The sequence below is a fragment of the Polyangium spumosum genome, assembly GCF_009649845.1.
Lineage (GTDB): Bacteria > Myxococcota_A > Polyangia > Polyangiales > Polyangiaceae > Polyangium > Polyangium spumosum.
In genome coordinates this window covers 106,326-122,538 of the sequence record NZ_WJIE01000004.1, presented here as the reverse complement: position 1 = coordinate 122,538, position 16,213 = coordinate 106,326, and the positions used below count along the sequence as shown (strand labels likewise).

The following is a 16,213-nucleotide window of genomic DNA, read 5'->3' as shown; positions in this document are numbered from 1 at the left end:
GCGCGGGCGCTCTGGCCGCGGGCATTCACGTCACTTGATGCAGTTCGACTTGTAGACCGGGCCGCGCCCCGTGGCGAGGTTCACGGGGATGACGCCGATCGCCAGGGGAATCGCGCTCGAGCACGCCTCCGGGAAGGGGCCCATGTGAATGTCCTGCTCGGCGAGCAGGCCCGGCTCGATCACCTGCATCGAGTTCGTCGGCAGGCTGTTCTGCGCGGCCTCCGTCACGTCGTTGATGCATTGCTCCACCGTATCCACCATCTCGGGCAGCGTATTCGCCTCGCCGACGCCGCAGGCGGTGAAGACGCTCTCGACGATGGTCTGCCACCCCTCGCCGATGATGATGAAGATGTTGAAGTTCGGGTCCGAGTTGAAGCCGTGACCGTGGACCCAGGTGTCGTATCCGACCTTCGAGAAGCCCAGGCTCGAGCTCGCGTACATCATCTCGATGACCGGCCCCTCCGGGTTCGGCGGCAGGAGGTAATCGATCGCCTGGATCAGGATGAGGTTGTTGATGCTCTTGTCGATCGCCTCGATGTACTTGCCGTACATCTTGTCGATCATCTGCATGTGGAGCAGGTTCTGGTTGAACATGCCGAGCGTGAGGCTCAAGAAGCCAAAATGGCTCGTGGCGCCGCCGCCCTTCTCGGCGCTCTCCGGCGCCTTGGCCATGAAGACGGGCGCGGCCTCGGCCTTGGCGAGCGCGCTGACGAGCTGACCCACGCTCCGGCCGGTGGGCGCGATCTCGTCACGGACGAGCGCGGCGAACTTCGTACGATTCTCGATCACGCCGTGCGCCGTGGGCTCGAGCGCGGAGAGTTTCTCCACGGCCGCCTCGACCGCGGCCGTCTTCATCACGAGCGCGGCCTCGTCCCCGGCCTTCGGCGCGCCGGGATCGATCGCGGCGATCGTGGCCCGGAGATCGGCGAGCGCGGCCCCGAGGATCTCCATGTCGGCGGCGAGGGAATCGTCGTCCGGGCTCTTCGCGACGCCGGCCGCCGTGAGCTCGGCCGTCGTGGGGTAATCGCCGGGGATCTTGCGCAGGACGTCGTTCAGATCCGCGTAATGGAGCGGGTCGAGGTCCACGAGGCTCGCGTCGAGCGCGACGACCGCGTCTTTCAGCGCTTGATCGGAGCCGCCATGCGCCGCGATCACCGCGTGTACGCCATTGTGGACGCCCGCGAGGCCCGCGCCCGCCTTCGCGAGCCGGGGCGCGATGGCCTCGTTCAGCACGGAGACCCGGGCCTCGGCCGTGACGGTTTGTCCGTCGACCACGACCTCGCAGCCGACCGTGAAGATGCCCGCCTCGGCGAAGGTGTACTTGCCCCCGCTCTCGACGACGCCGTCCTGGGGCGAGACGGTGACCTTCGACGTGAACGATCCGCCGTACGCCATCCCGTCCTTTTGCACGCCGCAGCTCGCGGAGAGCGCGCCGCCATTGTCGGCCTCGAGCACGGCGCGGCTCGAAGGCAGGACGACCGCGGCGAAGCCGCTCATGCCGCCGCCGCCCGCGCCGCCCATCCCACCCGCGCCGCCCATCCCGCCGCCGGCCCCGCCTTCTCCACCCGCGCCCGCCTGGCCCCCGGATCCGCCGCTCGCGCCCGACCCTCCGGACCCGCCCTCCCCGCCTCCGCAGGCCACGAGCCCCGTGAGCGCCATGAACGAGAATGCGACGAGCCTCGCGCCCCACAAGCGATTCGATTTCATGAGAAGTCCTCCGGTGAGCGAGAGCCCCAAAACAAGGACGCTCGCAAAAGGGAACGCCGAGGATATCACGGAATGCCGTCCCCTCGCGTCACGCAAAATGGCGGAGACACAACCGAGCGTGATCCGGACCACCGAAAAGAGCTGAACAAAAAATCATGTCCACAAACTGTGCACACGTTCAGCACAGGATGTAGGGTCCGATCATCATGATGACGCCCAAGGACATCGCGCCCTACATCCTCCGTGCCCTCGCCGAGGCCCAGGTCGAGGGCCGCACCATGGATCTCGAGGCGCTCTCGCTCGCCATCAAGGTGCGGCGCGGCGACGTGCGCAAGACCGTGACCGCCCTCCACCACGAGGGGCTCGTGGACGCGCTCCGGCTGCGGCTGTCGCTCGCGGGATTCGCGATCGGCTCGACGCTGCTCGCGAAGGAGCTGCCCCCGATCCGACGGCCGAAGCAGGTCGCGCAGAAGGTGGCCTGAACACGTTCGCCCCCGACGCGCCAAAAATGCGGTAAGGAGGGGTCATGAACATGGTTCGACCCATCACTCTCGCCACGATCACGCTCCTCGCAGGGCTCGGGCTCGGGTGCAGCAAAGGCTCGTCAGGGCCGGAGCCCGCCGGATCCGCGGCGACGCCCGAAGCAAAGCCGGACGCGAAGGGGATCGAGGCGGCCGGGAACGACGCCGCCGTGGTCGAGCTCGCGAAGAAGGCGCTCGGCTGCAACTGGGGCGCCTACGGCTTCGACTCGAGGTGCCCCGAGATGAAGGCCCTCACGGAGAGCGAGCTCGTCCGCGACGGCAAGGCCGACGCGACGCTCGTGAATTTCCTCGAGGACCCGAACGAGCACGTGCGCTGGCTCGGCAGCCGCATCCTCTCGCAGCGCGGAAAGGCCTTCCGCACCGACAAGGCGCTCGCCGAGCGTATCGTCGTGGTCGCCGAGGGCGAAAAGAGCAAGACCGTCGCGCAGGAGCTCGGCGGCGTCGTCGGCGGGATCAAGCACGCCGACACCGGGCTCGGTGATCGGATCAAGAAGATGGCCAAGGAGCACGCGGTGCAGCAGATGCGCACGAGCCTGCTCGCGCGGATGCTCTTCTCGAACGGCGAGACGCTCTACGACTTCGTGAAGGACATCGCGACGAACGACAAGGACACGATCGTACGCAAGGCGGCGATGTCCGCCTTCTGGACGGGGACGCCGCCGAACCGCGCCGCCGACTCGTGCAAGATGTGGCTCGCGTTCGTGGACGATCCGGCCGACGACGTGTCGGGCGAAGCGGCCTACCTGACCGCGTTCTACCCGCAAGGCGGCGGGTGCAAGGCGGAGTGGGATCCGCTCCTCGACAAGATCGAGAAACGCGCGAAGGAGGGGACGGTCAAGTCGACGCAGATGTCGTCGGCGCTGTTTTACCTCCACCGGCACGCAGGGTCGTCGGACGCGCAGAAGAAGCGGGCCCTCGTGGTGGCGCGCGCGATCGTCGAGAACAAGGCGAACGTGGGAATGGCGCGCGGCCGGGCCCTCGAGCTCGTCGCGGAGAAGGATCCGGACGCGAAGAAGCTGCTCGAGAAGCTGCAACAAGAGGATACGGACGTCTTCGTGAAGCGCCGGGCGAAGGACCTCGTCGACAAGGCGAGCAAGCCGGCGGACGACAAGGCCAAGGCGCCGGCGGCCGAGAAGGCCAAGGGCAGCGAGGCGAAAAAACCCTGAATCAGCGCGGCGCGCTCGTCGCGGCGGGGGCCGCCGAGGCGGGGGGGGCCGCGCCGTCCTGGCTGCGCTGGAGCAGGAAGAGCACGCCGCCGATGAAGAGGCCCACGGCGAGCGCGGCGGCGCCGACGATCAGGATCGGGTTCGTCCGGGCCGGCGGCGGAGGCGCGGGCGCGGGCGCGGCGGCCTCCGGGGCCTGCGCGTAGACGAGCCGGATCCCCGACGAGAGCATCTTCTTGCGCATCGGCGGCGCCGGCGGGAGCTGCGAGGCCACGACGCCCGCGACCGCCTCGGCGAGATCCTCCATCGAGGGGAACCGCTCGTCCGGCGATTTCGAGAGCGCGCGGCGCACGATCGCGGCGAGCTCCTCCGGCGCGTCCGAGAGCTCGCGCGGCTCGTCGTTCAGGATCGAGGTCACGAGCCCGAGGCCCCCGCCGTCCGTGCGGAAAGGCAGCCGGCCCGCCATCAATTCGAAGGCCATCACGCCCCAGGAGAACTGGTCGGCCCGGGCGTCGATCTCGTGGCCGAGGAGCTGCTCGGGGGACATGTACGCGGGCGTGCCGACGATGCTGCCGTCGCCGGTGAGCCGCGAGAGGCGCGAGACGCCGCTGTCCTGCGTGTTCGTGAGGGCGCCGGGCAGCCGCCGCGCGATGCCGAAATCGAGCACCTTCGCCACGCCGTCCTCGCGGACCATGACGTTCTCGGGCTTGACGTCGCGATGCACGACGCCGGAGGCGTGCGCGGCGGCGAGCGCGAACGCGACCTGGAGGAGGATCTCGAGGCGCTCGCTTTGCGGCAAATCACGGCCGATGGAGGATCGCAGCGTCTTGCCGTCGACGAGCTCCATCGCGATGAACGGGACGCCGTCGTGCTCGCCGACGTCGTAGACGGCGACGATGTTCGGGTGCGTGAGGCCCGCAGCGGCGCGCGCCTCGCGTAACATCCGCGCGACGTTGCGCTCCCAGGCTTCGGACTCCATCTCGGGATCGCGCCGCAGGACCTTGAGCGCGACCTTGCGGCGGAGGCGCGTGTCCACGGCGCGGTACACCTCGCCGGCCGCGCCCTCTCCGAGGCGCTCCTCGATGACGTATCGGTCGAAGCTCTCAGCCGGAGACATGGGCATGAGCTTGGGATGGTAGCGCGAATGCCCGGCGCGTGGGAGGCCCAACGTGCGCCTCCCCCCGGTTCGTCCGTTTTACTTGGGGATGGGCGCCGTCCCGACGGTCGTGCCGGGCTTGGCGATCCACTGCCAGTTGTCGATGAGGGTCGTGGAGTCGAGGGAGCCGTCGCCGGAGTCGTAGACGGCGAACCGGATCGTGACCTCCTCATTGGGCTTGACGGGGGCCTGGGTCTTCAGCCAGCCGGTGGCGGCGTGGTCCTGGCCTTCGGCGTCGAAGCCGAAGCCCGTCCCGATGAGATCGATGTTGCCGAGGCTGCAGTTGAAGGACTTGTTGCCAGCGAAGCAGGGCGAGGGCGGGTTTTCCGGACAACCACAGACCTCGAGCAGGGAGTTGTTGACGCTGACGGGGTTGCCCTGGCTATCGAAGGAGACGTTCCCGTCGGTCTGCCCGGGCGGGAAGGGCGTGAGCAGCGCGACGAAGAAATCGTTGTACTGGCTGCAGATGAAGCCCGGCCACTCGTAGGTGTAGAAGTTGAAGTCGAACGAGAAGCCGTACGCGTTCGAGGGCGTGCGGACGACGATCTCGAGCCCGGTGGGGTCGTTCGGGGTGCCGGTGGTCGTGCCGGGGCACGCGGGCGACTCCTTGGGGAAGCCTTGCGGGTGGACGCCCTGGTAGCCCTTCGTGAAACCTCCGACCGATTGATAACCGGGATCCGTGGGCTGCCGGGCGGTGCCGCTGGAGAGCGCGAGCATGCGGGCGCCCATGCGGGTCGGGATGTTCGGGCCAAACCCGGTGAGCAGGCCGTGGCCGAGGTGGAAGTTCACCTCGTTGCCCGTAGGCGGCGGCGAGCCGTCGGCCATGGTCCATTTCGCCGAGACCACGCCCCAGTCGCCGATGCCCGCGGAGATCTTGCAGAGATCGGCGGCGCGGGCGCCGTCGATGGGCTCCATGCTGTCGATCACGAGCGCGTCGTCGCAGGCGGCGAGCACGGGCTCGTCGATGGTGCCGTCGCAGTTCTCGTCGAACGCCTCCTTGCCGGGCTCGGTGGGGACCTCGACGGCGTTCGGGTTGCGGTTCTTGTCGCAATCGTTGCAGTCGCCCTCGGCCTCCGTGAAGCTGTCGCCGTCGACGTCGTCGTCCTGGCCCTTCGGGTCGCAGTTGATGATGCCGCCGCCCTCGCCGCCCGCTCCGCCCTGGTTGCCGGCGTCGAAGCCGAGATCGTCGCCCCCCATGCCCGTGCCGCCCTGGCCCGCGCCGCCCATCCCGCCCGGGCCCGTGGAGCCGGGGCTCCCGCCGCCGACGCTTTCGAAGTCCGTCTTGCCCCCGGTCGCCGCGCACGCGGCGGGCACGAGGGGCGCGAGGAGCACGAGGGAGAGCGCCGCGATCCTGGCGCGCCGAGGGGCCGCGTCGAGAAGACGAATTCGATCACGCATGTCGAGATCCTCCGTCACCAGATGCAGAACTTCTCGCTGAAGCCATTGTCGTAACAGGAATACCCGGGGCGGCACTGGGCGTCGGACTGGCAGGTGCGCATGCAGGTGCCGGCGCCGCTCGGGAAGAAGAACCAGCTCACGCAGATCGAGCCCGGGCCGCAATCATCCTGGAAGTTGCAGTACTCCGAGCAGTAGCCGCCCGGATAACCGTACCAATCTTGCGCGAGGCAGAGCGGGTCGTTTTGCCCGGCGTAACACTCGTTCGAGGTGGCGCAGGGCTGGCCGGCAGCCTTCGAGCCGGGCTGGCAGGCCGGCGTGCCCTGGCAGCTCGGGTCCTCGCAGTCGGTGAGCTGGTCGTCGTCGTCGTCCGCGTAATTGTCGCAGTTCGCCTCGGGCCCCTGCCGGCAGACCTTCGTCGGGTGGCCCTCGTCGACGCAGGCATAACCGAGGCGGCAATCGGCGTCGGCGACGCAGCCGTCGAGGCAGACGCCGTGCACGCTGCCGAAGCCGAGATCCACGCAATACCCGTCGCCGGGGCAGTCCTGCGCGGCGAGGTCGCACCACTCGCTGCAGAGCCCCTCGGGGAAGCCCTGGTACGACTGGAGGCAGACGGGATCGTTCGCGTTCGCCTGGCAGTCGTAGTTCGAGAAGCATGGCCCGCCGAGCGGCGTCGGGCCGGGCTGGCACGCGAACGTCCCCTGGCACATCGTCGGGTCGTCGCAATCGACGTAGCCGTCCTGATCGTCGTCCCAGAAATCAAAGCAGAAGCTCTCGGGCTGGGGCATGTCGACATTGAGGTCGAAATACCCCGAGCCGCCCGCCGCGCCGTCGACGATGACGTAGAGCTTCTGGCCCTGGACGACCTCGAGCGAGACCTTGTCGCCCTTGCCGCCGAACGGGTCGCCTTCGTTGTTGCAGGCGATCTCGCTCTCGGGATCGCCGCAGGTCGCGCGGAGCGAGACGCTGAAATCGACGCCGGACCAGCTACTCACGGTGGCCGTCAACATGCCGTCCTGCGGGATCACGACCTCGAAGATGGCCTCGCGGCCGGTCACGGGCGAGCAGGAGGCCGCCAGGGTGTCGGGCCGGCCCGAGGTGTCGCCGCTGAACCAGCCCGGGACGGAGAGCGCTTTCGGCGCGTGACACGAGTCGAGGCACGCCGCCTCCATGAAGCAGACGTCGTCGGCGCAGTCGGTCAGGCCGTCCTGATCGTTGTCCTTGAAATCGCCGCAGAGCTCCTTGGGCACGCAGCCGCTCGCGACGATGCCGCAGAACCCATTGCACAGGAGGTTGCCCGATCCGAGGCCGATGCTCGCGCAGGTCTTGCCGCCGAAATCCACGCCGTCGCATTGCTCGCCCGGATCGAGCACGCCATTGCCGCAGTTCGGATTGCCGCCGCCGCCCGAGCTCGACGAGCTCGACGCGCTCGACGAGGCCGACGAGCTCGACGCGCTCGCTCCGCCCATCCCGCCCTCGCCGCCCTCGCCGCCCATCCCAGCCTCGCCGCCGACGCCACCCGCGCCGCCGCTCGAGCTCAGGACGCCGCCCGCGCCGGCCTCACCAGCCGCGCCGCCCTCGCCGCCGCTCTCGGTGCCGCCCGAGGACTCGTCGATCACGGCCGTCGCGCACGCCGTCGTCGTGCACACCCCCGCCACGAGGGCGACCCCCAACCAGTGCCACCGTCCACCCATCATCCCGCCTCGGCGTCGAAAGGAACAAGCAAGGGCGCAGGCTCGAGCGAACGATCCAGCGCTGGGCCTCAGCATGACCATGGCCCGAACCGGACGTCAACAGCAGGAATGTGCGCCGCGTCTCATGAAGGACGACGTTCACGCGGCCCTACCATCGGGGCGGCGCCGCAGGAACGCCACGGGCGGTTTCACGGGGAGCGCGCAACAATGGGGCCGCAATGGCCGAGCCGCCCCCCAAGCCGACCCTGCTCGACCGCCTGCGCGGCAGCTTCGAGCACACGCCGCGGACGCTCCTGCTCCTGTTCCGGTCGGCCAAGCTCGCGACGATCGCGCTCTTCGGGCTCACGCTCGCCGCCGCGGTGCTGCCGCTCGGGGTGGCGTACGCGGGCAAGGCCATCGTGGACGCGGTGGCCGCTCGTTCGCGCGAGGCGACGCTGCGCTGGGTGCTCGTGGAGCTCGCGCTCGTCGCGTCGCTCGCGCTCGTGCAGCGCGGGATGGGGCTCTTGCGTTCGCTCATCGGGGCGCGGCTCGGGCTCGACATCAACGGGGCGATCCTGGAGAAGGCGCTCACGCTGGAGCTGCGGCACTTCGAGGAGCCGGCCGTCTACGATCAGCTCACGCGGGCGCGACGCGAGGCGTCGTCGAGGCCACTCGCGATGGTGACCGAGACCTTCGGGATCGTGCAGAGCCTGGTGACGCTGGCCGGCTACGGGGCGCTGCTCTTCCGCTGGAGCCCGTACGCGGTGCTGGCGCTGGCGCTCGCGTCGCTGCCGGGGGCGATCGCGGAGGTGAAGCTCGGCAACCTCGCGTTCCGGATCCGCAACTGGCGCTCGCCCGAGGCGCGGAAGCTCAACTACCTGGAATACGTCCTCGCGAACGACGCCCACGCCAAGGAGGTCAAGCTCTTCGGGATCGGGCCGCTCCTGCTCGATCGATTCCGCGCGCTCGGCGAGAAGTTCTACCGCGAGGACAGGTCGCTCGCGGTGAAACGCGCGAGCCTCGGCTGGGCCCTGTCCTTGCTCGGCACGGGCGCGTTTTACGCCTGCTACGCGTCGATGGCCCTCGGCGCGGCGAGCGGGGAGCTCACGCTCGGCGACCTCGTGCTCTACGGCGTCTCGTTCCGGCAAGGGCAGCAGGCGTTCCAGTCGATCCTGTCGTCGCTCGGCGGCATGTACGAGCACAACCTGTACATGTCGAACCTGTTCTCGTACCTCGCGATCCCGACGAACGACGGGGTGAGCCCGCAAAAGCCCGCGCTCGCGGCCGCGGCGGGGGAGGACGAAGGGCGGGAGCGGGGCATCCGCTTCGAGGGCGTGAGCTTCCGTTATCCGGGCCAGGACAAGCTCGCGCTCGAGCGGCTCGATCTGTTCGTGCCGCGCGGGCAGAGCGTGGCGCTCGTGGGGCACAACGGGGCGGGCAAGACGACGCTGATCAAGCTGCTCACGAGGCTCTACGCGCCGACCGAGGGGCGCATCCTGCTCGACGGCAAGGACCTCGTGGACTGGGATCTCGACGAGCTGCGGAGGCGCATCGGCGTCGTGTTCCAGGACTACAACCGCTATCAGCTCACGGCGCGGGAGAACGTGGGCTTCGGGAGCACGCCGCACATGGACGATGCGGATCGCCTGTCGAGGGCGCTCACGCGTGGCGGCGCGGACGAGGTGCTCACGGCGCTGCCGAGCGGGCTCGATACGCAGCTCGGCCGCTGGTTCAAGGACGGGACGGAGCTCAGCGGCGGCCAGTGGCAGAAGGTGGCGCTCTCGCGGGCGTTCATGCGGGAGGAGGCCGACGTCCTGGTGCTCGACGAGCCCACGGCGGCGCTCGACGCGGAGGCGGAGCACGCGGTCTTCGAGCGGTTCCGCAAGCTCGCCGAGGGCCGGACGACGTTCGTCGTCTCGCACCGGTTCCCGACAGTGCGCATGGCCGACCGGATCCTCGTGATCGACGGGGGCCGCGTGATCGAGGAGGGCACACACGCCGAGCTCGTCGCGAAGGACGGGCGTTACGCGCGGATGTTCGCGCTGCAGGCGGAGGGGTATCGTTAGGCCATGCAGACACGAAGATCGCTCTGGTTGTGCGTGGTGGGGGCGGCGTGCGTCGCGGCGGCGGGCTGCGGTGACGAGGCCGCGGAGCTCGTCGACGGTCGTTTCACGCCGGAGGAATGGGCGGCGATCCAGGAGCTCTCGCCGCTCCCGCCGCTCGAGGCGGACACGACGAACGCGTTCGCCGACGACCCGAAGGCGGCCGCGCTCGGGCAACGCCTCTTCTACGAGAAGGGCTACTCCGGGCCGATCAAGGTGGCGAACGATCTCGGACAGGTGGGCGAGGCGGGCAAGGTCTCCTGCGAGAGCTGCCATATCAAGACCGACTGGTTCGTCGACACGCGCTCGAGCCCGGCGAACACGTCGATCGCGATCGACTGGTTCTTCCGCAACGCGCCCACGCTGGTGAACGTGGCGACGTACACGGACTGGTTCGGGTGGGTCGGCTTCAACGACAACCTCTGGGGCAAGTGCCTCATCCCGGCCGAGTTCGTCATGGGCACGGATCGCTCGGGGATCGTGAAGTTCCTCTACAACGACGCGGACTACCGCGCGGCGTACGACGAGCTCTTTGATCCGGACCTCGATCCGGCGCTCACGGACGACATGCGTTTCCCGGCGATCGCGTCGCCGACGGTGGCGCCCGAAGTGTGGAACGGCATGCCCGAGGCGGATCGCGCCGTGATCAACCGCGGCTACGCGAACTTCGGCAAGGCGCTCGCGGCGTACCTCAGGCTGCTGCAGAGCGGCAACGCGCCGTTCGATCGGTACGTGGCGGGAGACACGACGGCGATCAGCGAGAGCGCCAAGCGCGGGCTCGGGCTCTTCGTGGGCAAGGCGGCGTGCGTCGAGTGCCACGCGGGCCCGACGTTCAGCGACAACACCTTCCACGTGACGGGCGTGCCGCAGATCGGCGAGCACGTGCTGCCTCCCTCGATGGGCGGCGATCCGGGCCGGTTCGGCGCGCTCGACGTCTACCTCGGCTGGGACTTCAGCACGAAGGGCATCTACAACGACGACCCGAACATCGATCGCAGCAAGGGCGTCACGAAGGACGAGAAGCTCACGGGCGCGTTCCGCACGAAGGGCCTGCGCTCGGTGGCGAAGACGGGGCCGTTCATGCACACGGGGCACCTCGCGACGCTGCGCGAGGTGGTCGAGTTCTACAACGCGGGCGGGGGCGACGCGGATTATGCGGGCACGAAGGATCCGCTGATGGTGCCGCTCAACCTGTCGCCCGAGGAGATCGACGACCTCGTCGCGTTCATGGAGACGCTGACGGGTGATCCGATCCCCGAGGCGCTGCTCGTCGACACGTCGTTCGGTTCCACGAAGTAAGACCCTCCCACGCGCTCATCGACCTTCGAGGAACACCTTCGCCTCGGGATCACCCGGGCGGTAGTGGATCCACGCGCGCGCCGCGGCGAGGGCCTCCTCCGGCCTGCCCGCGGCGCGCTCGGAAACGGCGAGGGCCTTCCACACGATCGGGTGCGGCAGGTGGCGCGTGGCCTCGCGGAGTTTGTCCGCGGCCTCGCGAGGCCGGCCCAGCTCGAGCAGGATGCGGCCTTCGAGGTGGAGCAGGCGGGCTCGATCGAACGGCAAAGCGAGCGCGGCGCGCGTGTGCTGGAGCGCGGACGAGGCCTCCGCCACGCGAAACGCCTCGCGGTGATGGTAGCCCGAGAGGGCCCAGGCGAAGGCCACGAGCGCCCAGGCGAGCGCACACGCGAGGCCTGCGCGGGCGAGGTTCCACGAGGCCGGCGGCGCGATCCGCGGGCGGAAGGTGCAAGCGATCACGAGGAGCGCGCCGATCCAGGTCGCGGGCGAAGCCGAGAGGCCGGCCCCGAGCGCGAGCAAGGCGAAGGTGATCCACGCGGCGCGTAGCTCGGCGCGAGGCAAGGCGGGCGCGAGGCGCAGGCTCTTTCGCGCGAGGACGAGCGCGAGCGCCGCGGGGACGAGGCCAAACGCGAGCAGCAGCGCGGCGACGTCGTCGTGCGGGTGCTCGGGGAACGTCCAGAAGCGCGCGGTCTCGGGGTGCAGCGCGAGGTGCTCGGCTTGCCAGTCGAGGAAACGCGTGGTGATCGCGTCAGGGCCGACGCCGAGGAGCGAGGTCTTCAGGGACAGGCCACGCGCGTGCACGACGAGCAGGTAGAGCCGGCCCTCGAAGGCGCGGACGAACGCCTCGGAGGCGAGCGCGATCGGGACGAGCGCGAGGCCCGCGAGAGGCGCGGCGATCGCGGCGCGTGGGACGAGCACGAGCAGCGCGGCGGCGAGCGCGAGGGCGGCGAGGTGCGAGCGGCAGAGGAGGATCGTCGCTGCGCCGAGGATCAGCGCGACCGTCGCCTCGACACGATCGGCGCGGCGCTCGGCCGAGGCGCGATCGGCGGCGCAGAGCGGGAGCAGCAGCAAGAGGAAGGCGGCGAGATGGTTCGGATTGCCGAACGTGCCGACGAGGACCGGGTACGGGAGGCGGAAGGCAGAGGTCTCGAACGGCACGAGGCCCACCGCGCCCGCGAGGGCGAGGGCGCTCGCGGCGAGGACGGCGCGGCGCGCGAGGCGAAGGACGAAGGCGCGATCCTCGACGAGCAGGCCCGAGAGCACGCGGAACACGGCCGGAGCCGCGGCGACGGCGAGGATCTCCCAGGGCGCGGCGGGCCAAACCAGGAGCGCGAGGAGGCCAAGCGCGAGCGCGAGCGTCGCCACGAGGGAAGGCGCGCCCCACGCGCAGAGAGGGAGCGCGAGCGCGAAGACGAGCGTCTTCTGCGGCCGGAGGTCGACCGTGAAGGGCGAGGTCGCGAGCGGCAGGAGGACGAGGAGGACGAACGCGGCCGCTCGTCTTGCAGAAGCTCGGCTCAAGGAGCGTCGATCGAGCGAACGCCGACGATGCCCGCGCCGCCGCGCCACGAGAAGTACACGACGAACCTCCCATCCGGTGACAAACACGGCTGGATGGCGCCGCGGCTCTCGGGCCAGCCGAGCAGCCAGGGATGCCCGGCGGTGAGGGCGCGGCGATCGCCGGTCGAGGTGTTCACCACGATCACCTGCTCACCACGTTGCTCGACGCGAAGGTCGCCGACCTTCGACGGGCACTGATCGGCGAGCTGCGCCGCGGGCGCCTGCCACGAGTCCTTCGGGCCGGCGATACGTTCGGGCATCGCGCTGCGCAGATTCCAGCTCATCCAGCCCTCGTAGTTGGGGAAGCCGGAGAAGAAGATCACGCCGCCGTCCTTGCTCGCGCGCGTGTGGTAAACGCCATGCGAAAGCGCGAGCCGCGCGCGTTTCTTCGCGAGGTCGAGCAGGTACACCCCCTGCCCCGCGTCGTCGCACTCGTAGGTCGAGCAGCCGAAGGCCATCTGGCTGTTGGAGATCCACGCCGGGTGGTAACCAGGGCCCTCGTGGACACGCGTGCGTTTGCCCGTCTCCACGTCCACGACGTCGATGCCGGCCTCGCCGGGCGGCGCGGGCACGTTGAGGTAGTTCAACTGGTTGGCGATCGCGAGGCGGACACCGTCGGGCGCCCACGCGACGGTGGGCGTGTCGCCGAAGATGGCCCACTCGAGGTCCACGCGCGCGGCGGAGAGCGGGACCGCGACCTCGACGGGCGTCGTGGCGGCGGGCGGGGCGTCGAGGACGACGAGCACGGAGCCGGGATCGGCGACGTTCGTGGGGCCCGAGGACGCGGGCGCGGCGCTACACGCGGCGGCGAAGAGAGGCGCGAGGAGCAGAGCGTGGCGCATCGAGGAGAGCTTGCGGGAAGCACGCGGGCCGCGTCAACGAGGCTCGCCCGTGGGGGATCAGAAGAAGGGATCGATGAGCGGAAAGCGGTGGTGATGCGGGCGGATGCGCGGGAGGGGGACGGGCTGCACCCGCGACGCGGAGAGCAAGGCGAGCGAGGGGCGCGCCTCGCCGGCGAGCTTGCTCGCCTCGGCGCGAACGACGTGGCCACGCGCGCCGGCGGAGTAACCGAGGACCGTGGCGTCGACGCCGTCCGCGCCGGGATCGAGCTCCATGCGGAAGAACGTGTACTCGCCGGCCGCGACGTTCAGGATGCCGCCCTGCGGGCTCTCGCCGAAGGTACGCGCGGCCGAGGCGGACGAGGACGCGACGCGGCAGACGACCGAGAAGCCCGCGTCCATCGCCTCGAACGCCTTGCAGACGTGTCGCCCCTCGGCCTCCTCCGCGACGGGCGCGAGGAGCGTGGTCGGCCGGAGCGAGGCCGCGTCGAGGCGCCCGTCTTCCCGGAGGTCGACGAAGGCCTCGCCGCGGAGCGTCTCGAGCGTCGTTCGATCGGTCGTCTCCCAGGTGATCGCCTGCGCTGGGTCGACGGCGAGGGAGACCTCGTTCGAGCCGAGCACACGTTTGTCCCCTTGCACCATCGTGACGACGTGGCGCGGACGAACCACGGTGACGGTGAACTTCTGCCCGACACGTTTGCCGAGGATCACGCGCATCTCCGCGGGAAGCTCGGGCGGCGCGGGCGCGGCGGCGGGCGCGGGCGCGGCGGCGGCAGCGGGCGCGGCGGCGGCAGCGGGTTCGGCAGCGGCAGCAACCTCGGGCGCGGGCGCGGCGACGGCCTCGGACGAGGTCTGCGCGGAGCCGGACAGGAGGAACGCGGCGAGCAGGGGCAGGAAGTACGTCTTCACAGGGTCCTCAGGAAGGCGAGCAGGGCGGCGCGGTCTTCGGTCGTCAGGTGGCTCGTCTGGCCCATGCGATCGAGGTTGTCGTCGAGCAGGGCCTCGAGCGTCGGGTAACGGCCGTCGTGGAAGTAAGGCGCGGAGGCCTCGAGCATGGCGAGCGGCGGCGTGCGGAACGACGCGCGGGACTCGTCCTTCGCGCGCGAGCCGACGTCGTGCGCCACGCGATCACTCGTGCCCTGCTCGAGCGCGTGGCAGCCGTTGCAGCCGAGCTTCTCCGAGGTGTAGAGGTCGCGCCCGCGCGTGACGAGCGCCTCCTCGCCGGGGCCCTCCTCCGGGCGGCGCGGCACGAACAGGCCCTCGCGCAGGTAGTTCGCGAGCGCGGCGAGGTCCTCGGCCGGCAAGCCCGATCCGCCGAGGCGCGTGAGCGTCTCCGCGATGTTGTCCTCGAGCCGCGCGTGTACGCCGTGCCAGCCGTACGGCCCGCGCTCCACGCGGCCCGCGAGCGCCATGGTTTGCCGCGGCCCCTCCCCGAGCCGCCACACGAGCCCGTCCTCGCGCCCCTCCGGGTGACAACTCGCGCAGGCGCGACCATCACGCGAGACGCGGCGATCGTTCTCCGCGTGGAAGAGGCGGTACCCACGCGCGAGATCGGCGCGCAGCGGGTCGGTCGCGACGGGCAGCGTGTCCACGTCGCCCGAGACGAGGCTCACGACGGAGAGGTCGTGCGAGCGCTGGTTCCACACGACCGCGATGGCCGTGCGGGGATCGACGTCGACGCCGGAAGGGCCCTCGCCGACGGAGAAGACGCGCCGCGGGGCGAGCGCGGGATCGAGCGAGCGCGCGTCGAGCTCCACGAGCTCGCCCGTGCCGTGCGAGACGACGAAGAGCGCGTCGCCGAGCACCGCCGCGCCGCGCGCTTGCCGCGCAGGAGAGCCCGCGGGCGCGACCGCGCTCGCCACGAACGCGTTCGCCGCGATGTTGACGAAGTTCTTCGCCGCCGCGCCGCTGTCCGCGCCGAGTGTACGTTCGTGCGCGACGTCGAGGACCGCCACGGTCGGGACCGACGTGTCCTCCTCGATGGCGACGCCGCCGTAACCGCCTGCGATGACACGCGTCGTGCCCTCGCCGTTCTGCACGACGAGGTGCGGGACGAACAGGCGCGTGCCGGCCTCGTTGAGCACGGCCGTGTACGCGAGCGACGAGGTCGGGTGCTGGGTGTTCGCTCCGACCATGGCGTCGACGCGGTTCCTGTAGCTGCCGCCGAGCGCGCGCACGGCGCGGACGACGGGCGCTTCGCCGCCTTCGCCGCCGTCGAGGTCCACGACGGAGAGGGCGTCTCCGGCGGCGTGCGTGACGAACACGCGGCGGCCATCGGGCGTGACGGTGAGGCCACGAGGCTCGCGCGGGAGCGGCAAGGTGAAGCGCACGGCGAGGGACTCGGCGTCGAGCGCGGTGAGCGCGCGGCCGTAGGCGGACGTGACGAGCAACGCGCCGCGTGGCCCTGGCGCGAGGCTCCAGGGCTCGGCCGCGACGGTCGCGCTCGCGGCGACGATCCCTTCTCCGGCCGCGTCGAGGTCGAGGACACGCACCTCGTTGCAGCCCCGCAGGCTCACGGCGACACGATCCTCGGCGAGCACGAGGACCTCGGCGGGCGCGCAGCCGAGCGGCGTCGTCGCGACCGAGCCGCTCACGAGATCGACGCGGTGGAGCGCCTCGTTGTCGGCGTCGGCGACGTACGCGACGAGGGACGCTCGATCGAGGGCGACGGCGGAGCTACGCGCGGTCGCGGCGTCGGCGGAGGGCGCGGCGCAGACGAGGGCGGAGAGCAGGCCGAAGGCGGCCAGGGTGCGGCGGGGCGGGCGCATGGTGCCTCGTAGACG

The 16,213-nt window shown here is 70.6% G+C and carries 12 protein-coding genes; 4 read left to right on the top strand and 8 right to left on the bottom strand.

The genetic code is table 11. The features are described from left to right. Positions 1-30 precede the first annotated feature (30 nt). Entirely contained in the window at positions 31-1,707 is a 1,677-nt protein-coding gene (locus GF068_RS14420; protein WP_153819980.1) for a hypothetical protein, read from the bottom strand. Between the two features lie 206 nt (positions 1,708-1,913). On the opposite strand from GF068_RS14420, the gene GF068_RS14415 reads away from it, so the two are divergent. Together GF068_RS14415 and GF068_RS14410 are read left to right on the top strand one after the other, a co-directional pair. After that, a complete protein-coding gene (locus GF068_RS14415; protein WP_240806921.1) occupies positions 1,914-2,189 on the top strand; it encodes a hypothetical protein in 276 nt (91 codons plus the stop codon). Between the two features lie 44 nt (positions 2,190-2,233). After that, positions 2,234-3,415, top strand: coding sequence for a hypothetical protein (locus tag GF068_RS14410; RefSeq protein ID WP_153819979.1), 1,182 nt, complete (start codon positions 2,234-2,236; stop codon positions 3,413-3,415). Between the two features lies 1 nt (position 3,416). Here the strand turns inward: GF068_RS14410 and GF068_RS14405 are convergent, their stop codons facing one another. From GF068_RS14405 to GF068_RS44240, 3 genes are all read right to left on the bottom strand, one after another. After that, positions 3,417-4,529, bottom strand: a complete 1,113-nt coding sequence (locus tag GF068_RS14405) for a serine/threonine-protein kinase (RefSeq protein WP_170319485.1) — start codon at positions 4,527-4,529, stop codon at positions 3,417-3,419. 78 nt (positions 4,530-4,607) lie between these two features. Beyond that, positions 4,608-5,966 carry a choice-of-anchor L domain-containing protein gene (locus GF068_RS14400; RefSeq protein WP_153819977.1) on the bottom strand — a complete coding sequence of 453 codons (1,359 nt, stop codon included), beginning with the start codon at positions 5,964-5,966 and terminating at the stop codon, positions 4,608-4,610. Between the two features lie 14 nt (positions 5,967-5,980). Then, positions 5,981-7,660 carry a hypothetical protein gene (locus GF068_RS44240; RefSeq protein WP_206079475.1) on the bottom strand — a complete coding sequence of 560 codons (1,680 nt, stop codon included), beginning with the start codon at positions 7,658-7,660 and terminating at the stop codon, positions 5,981-5,983. A 215-nt stretch (positions 7,661-7,875) separates the two neighbouring features. Between GF068_RS44240 and GF068_RS14390 the strand changes: the two genes are divergently transcribed. Together GF068_RS14390 and GF068_RS14385 are read left to right on the top strand one after the other, a co-directional pair. Next, positions 7,876-9,702 carry an ABC transporter ATP-binding protein gene (locus tag GF068_RS14390; protein WP_153819976.1) on the top strand — a complete coding sequence of 609 codons (1,827 nt, stop codon included), beginning with the start codon at positions 7,876-7,878 and terminating at the stop codon, positions 9,700-9,702. Between the two features lie 3 nt (positions 9,703-9,705). Next, positions 9,706-11,037, top strand: a complete 1,332-nt coding sequence (locus GF068_RS14385; RefSeq protein ID WP_153819975.1) for a cytochrome-c peroxidase — start codon at positions 9,706-9,708, stop codon at positions 11,035-11,037. Positions 11,038-11,052: 15 nt separating this feature from the next. On the opposite strand, the gene GF068_RS14380 is transcribed toward GF068_RS14385, so the two are convergent. Genes GF068_RS14380 through GF068_RS14365 form a run of 4 tightly spaced genes read right to left on the bottom strand, consistent with a single transcriptional unit; the run spans position 11,053 to position 16,198 of the window. Next, positions 11,053-12,552 carry a tetratricopeptide repeat protein gene (locus GF068_RS14380; protein ID WP_153819974.1) on the bottom strand — a complete coding sequence of 500 codons (1,500 nt, stop codon included), beginning with the start codon at positions 12,550-12,552 and terminating at the stop codon, positions 11,053-11,055. Continuing rightward, positions 12,549-13,433 (bottom strand): TolB-like translocation protein, encoded by an 885-nt coding sequence (locus tag GF068_RS14375; protein WP_153819973.1) that lies wholly within the window; start codon positions 13,431-13,433, stop codon positions 12,549-12,551. The genes GF068_RS14380 and GF068_RS14375 overlap by 4 nt, the downstream gene beginning before the upstream one ends. Before the next feature lie 57 nt (positions 13,434-13,490). After that, positions 13,491-14,339 (bottom strand): hypothetical protein, encoded by an 849-nt coding sequence (locus GF068_RS44235; RefSeq protein ID WP_206079474.1) that lies wholly within the window; start codon positions 14,337-14,339, stop codon positions 13,491-13,493. Then, positions 14,336-16,198 carry a YVTN family beta-propeller repeat protein gene (locus GF068_RS14365; RefSeq protein WP_153819972.1) on the bottom strand — a complete coding sequence of 621 codons (1,863 nt, stop codon included), beginning with the start codon at positions 16,196-16,198 and terminating at the stop codon, positions 14,336-14,338. Before GF068_RS14365 ends, GF068_RS44235 begins: the two co-directional genes overlap by 4 nt. Positions 16,199-16,213: the final 15 nt, after the last annotated feature.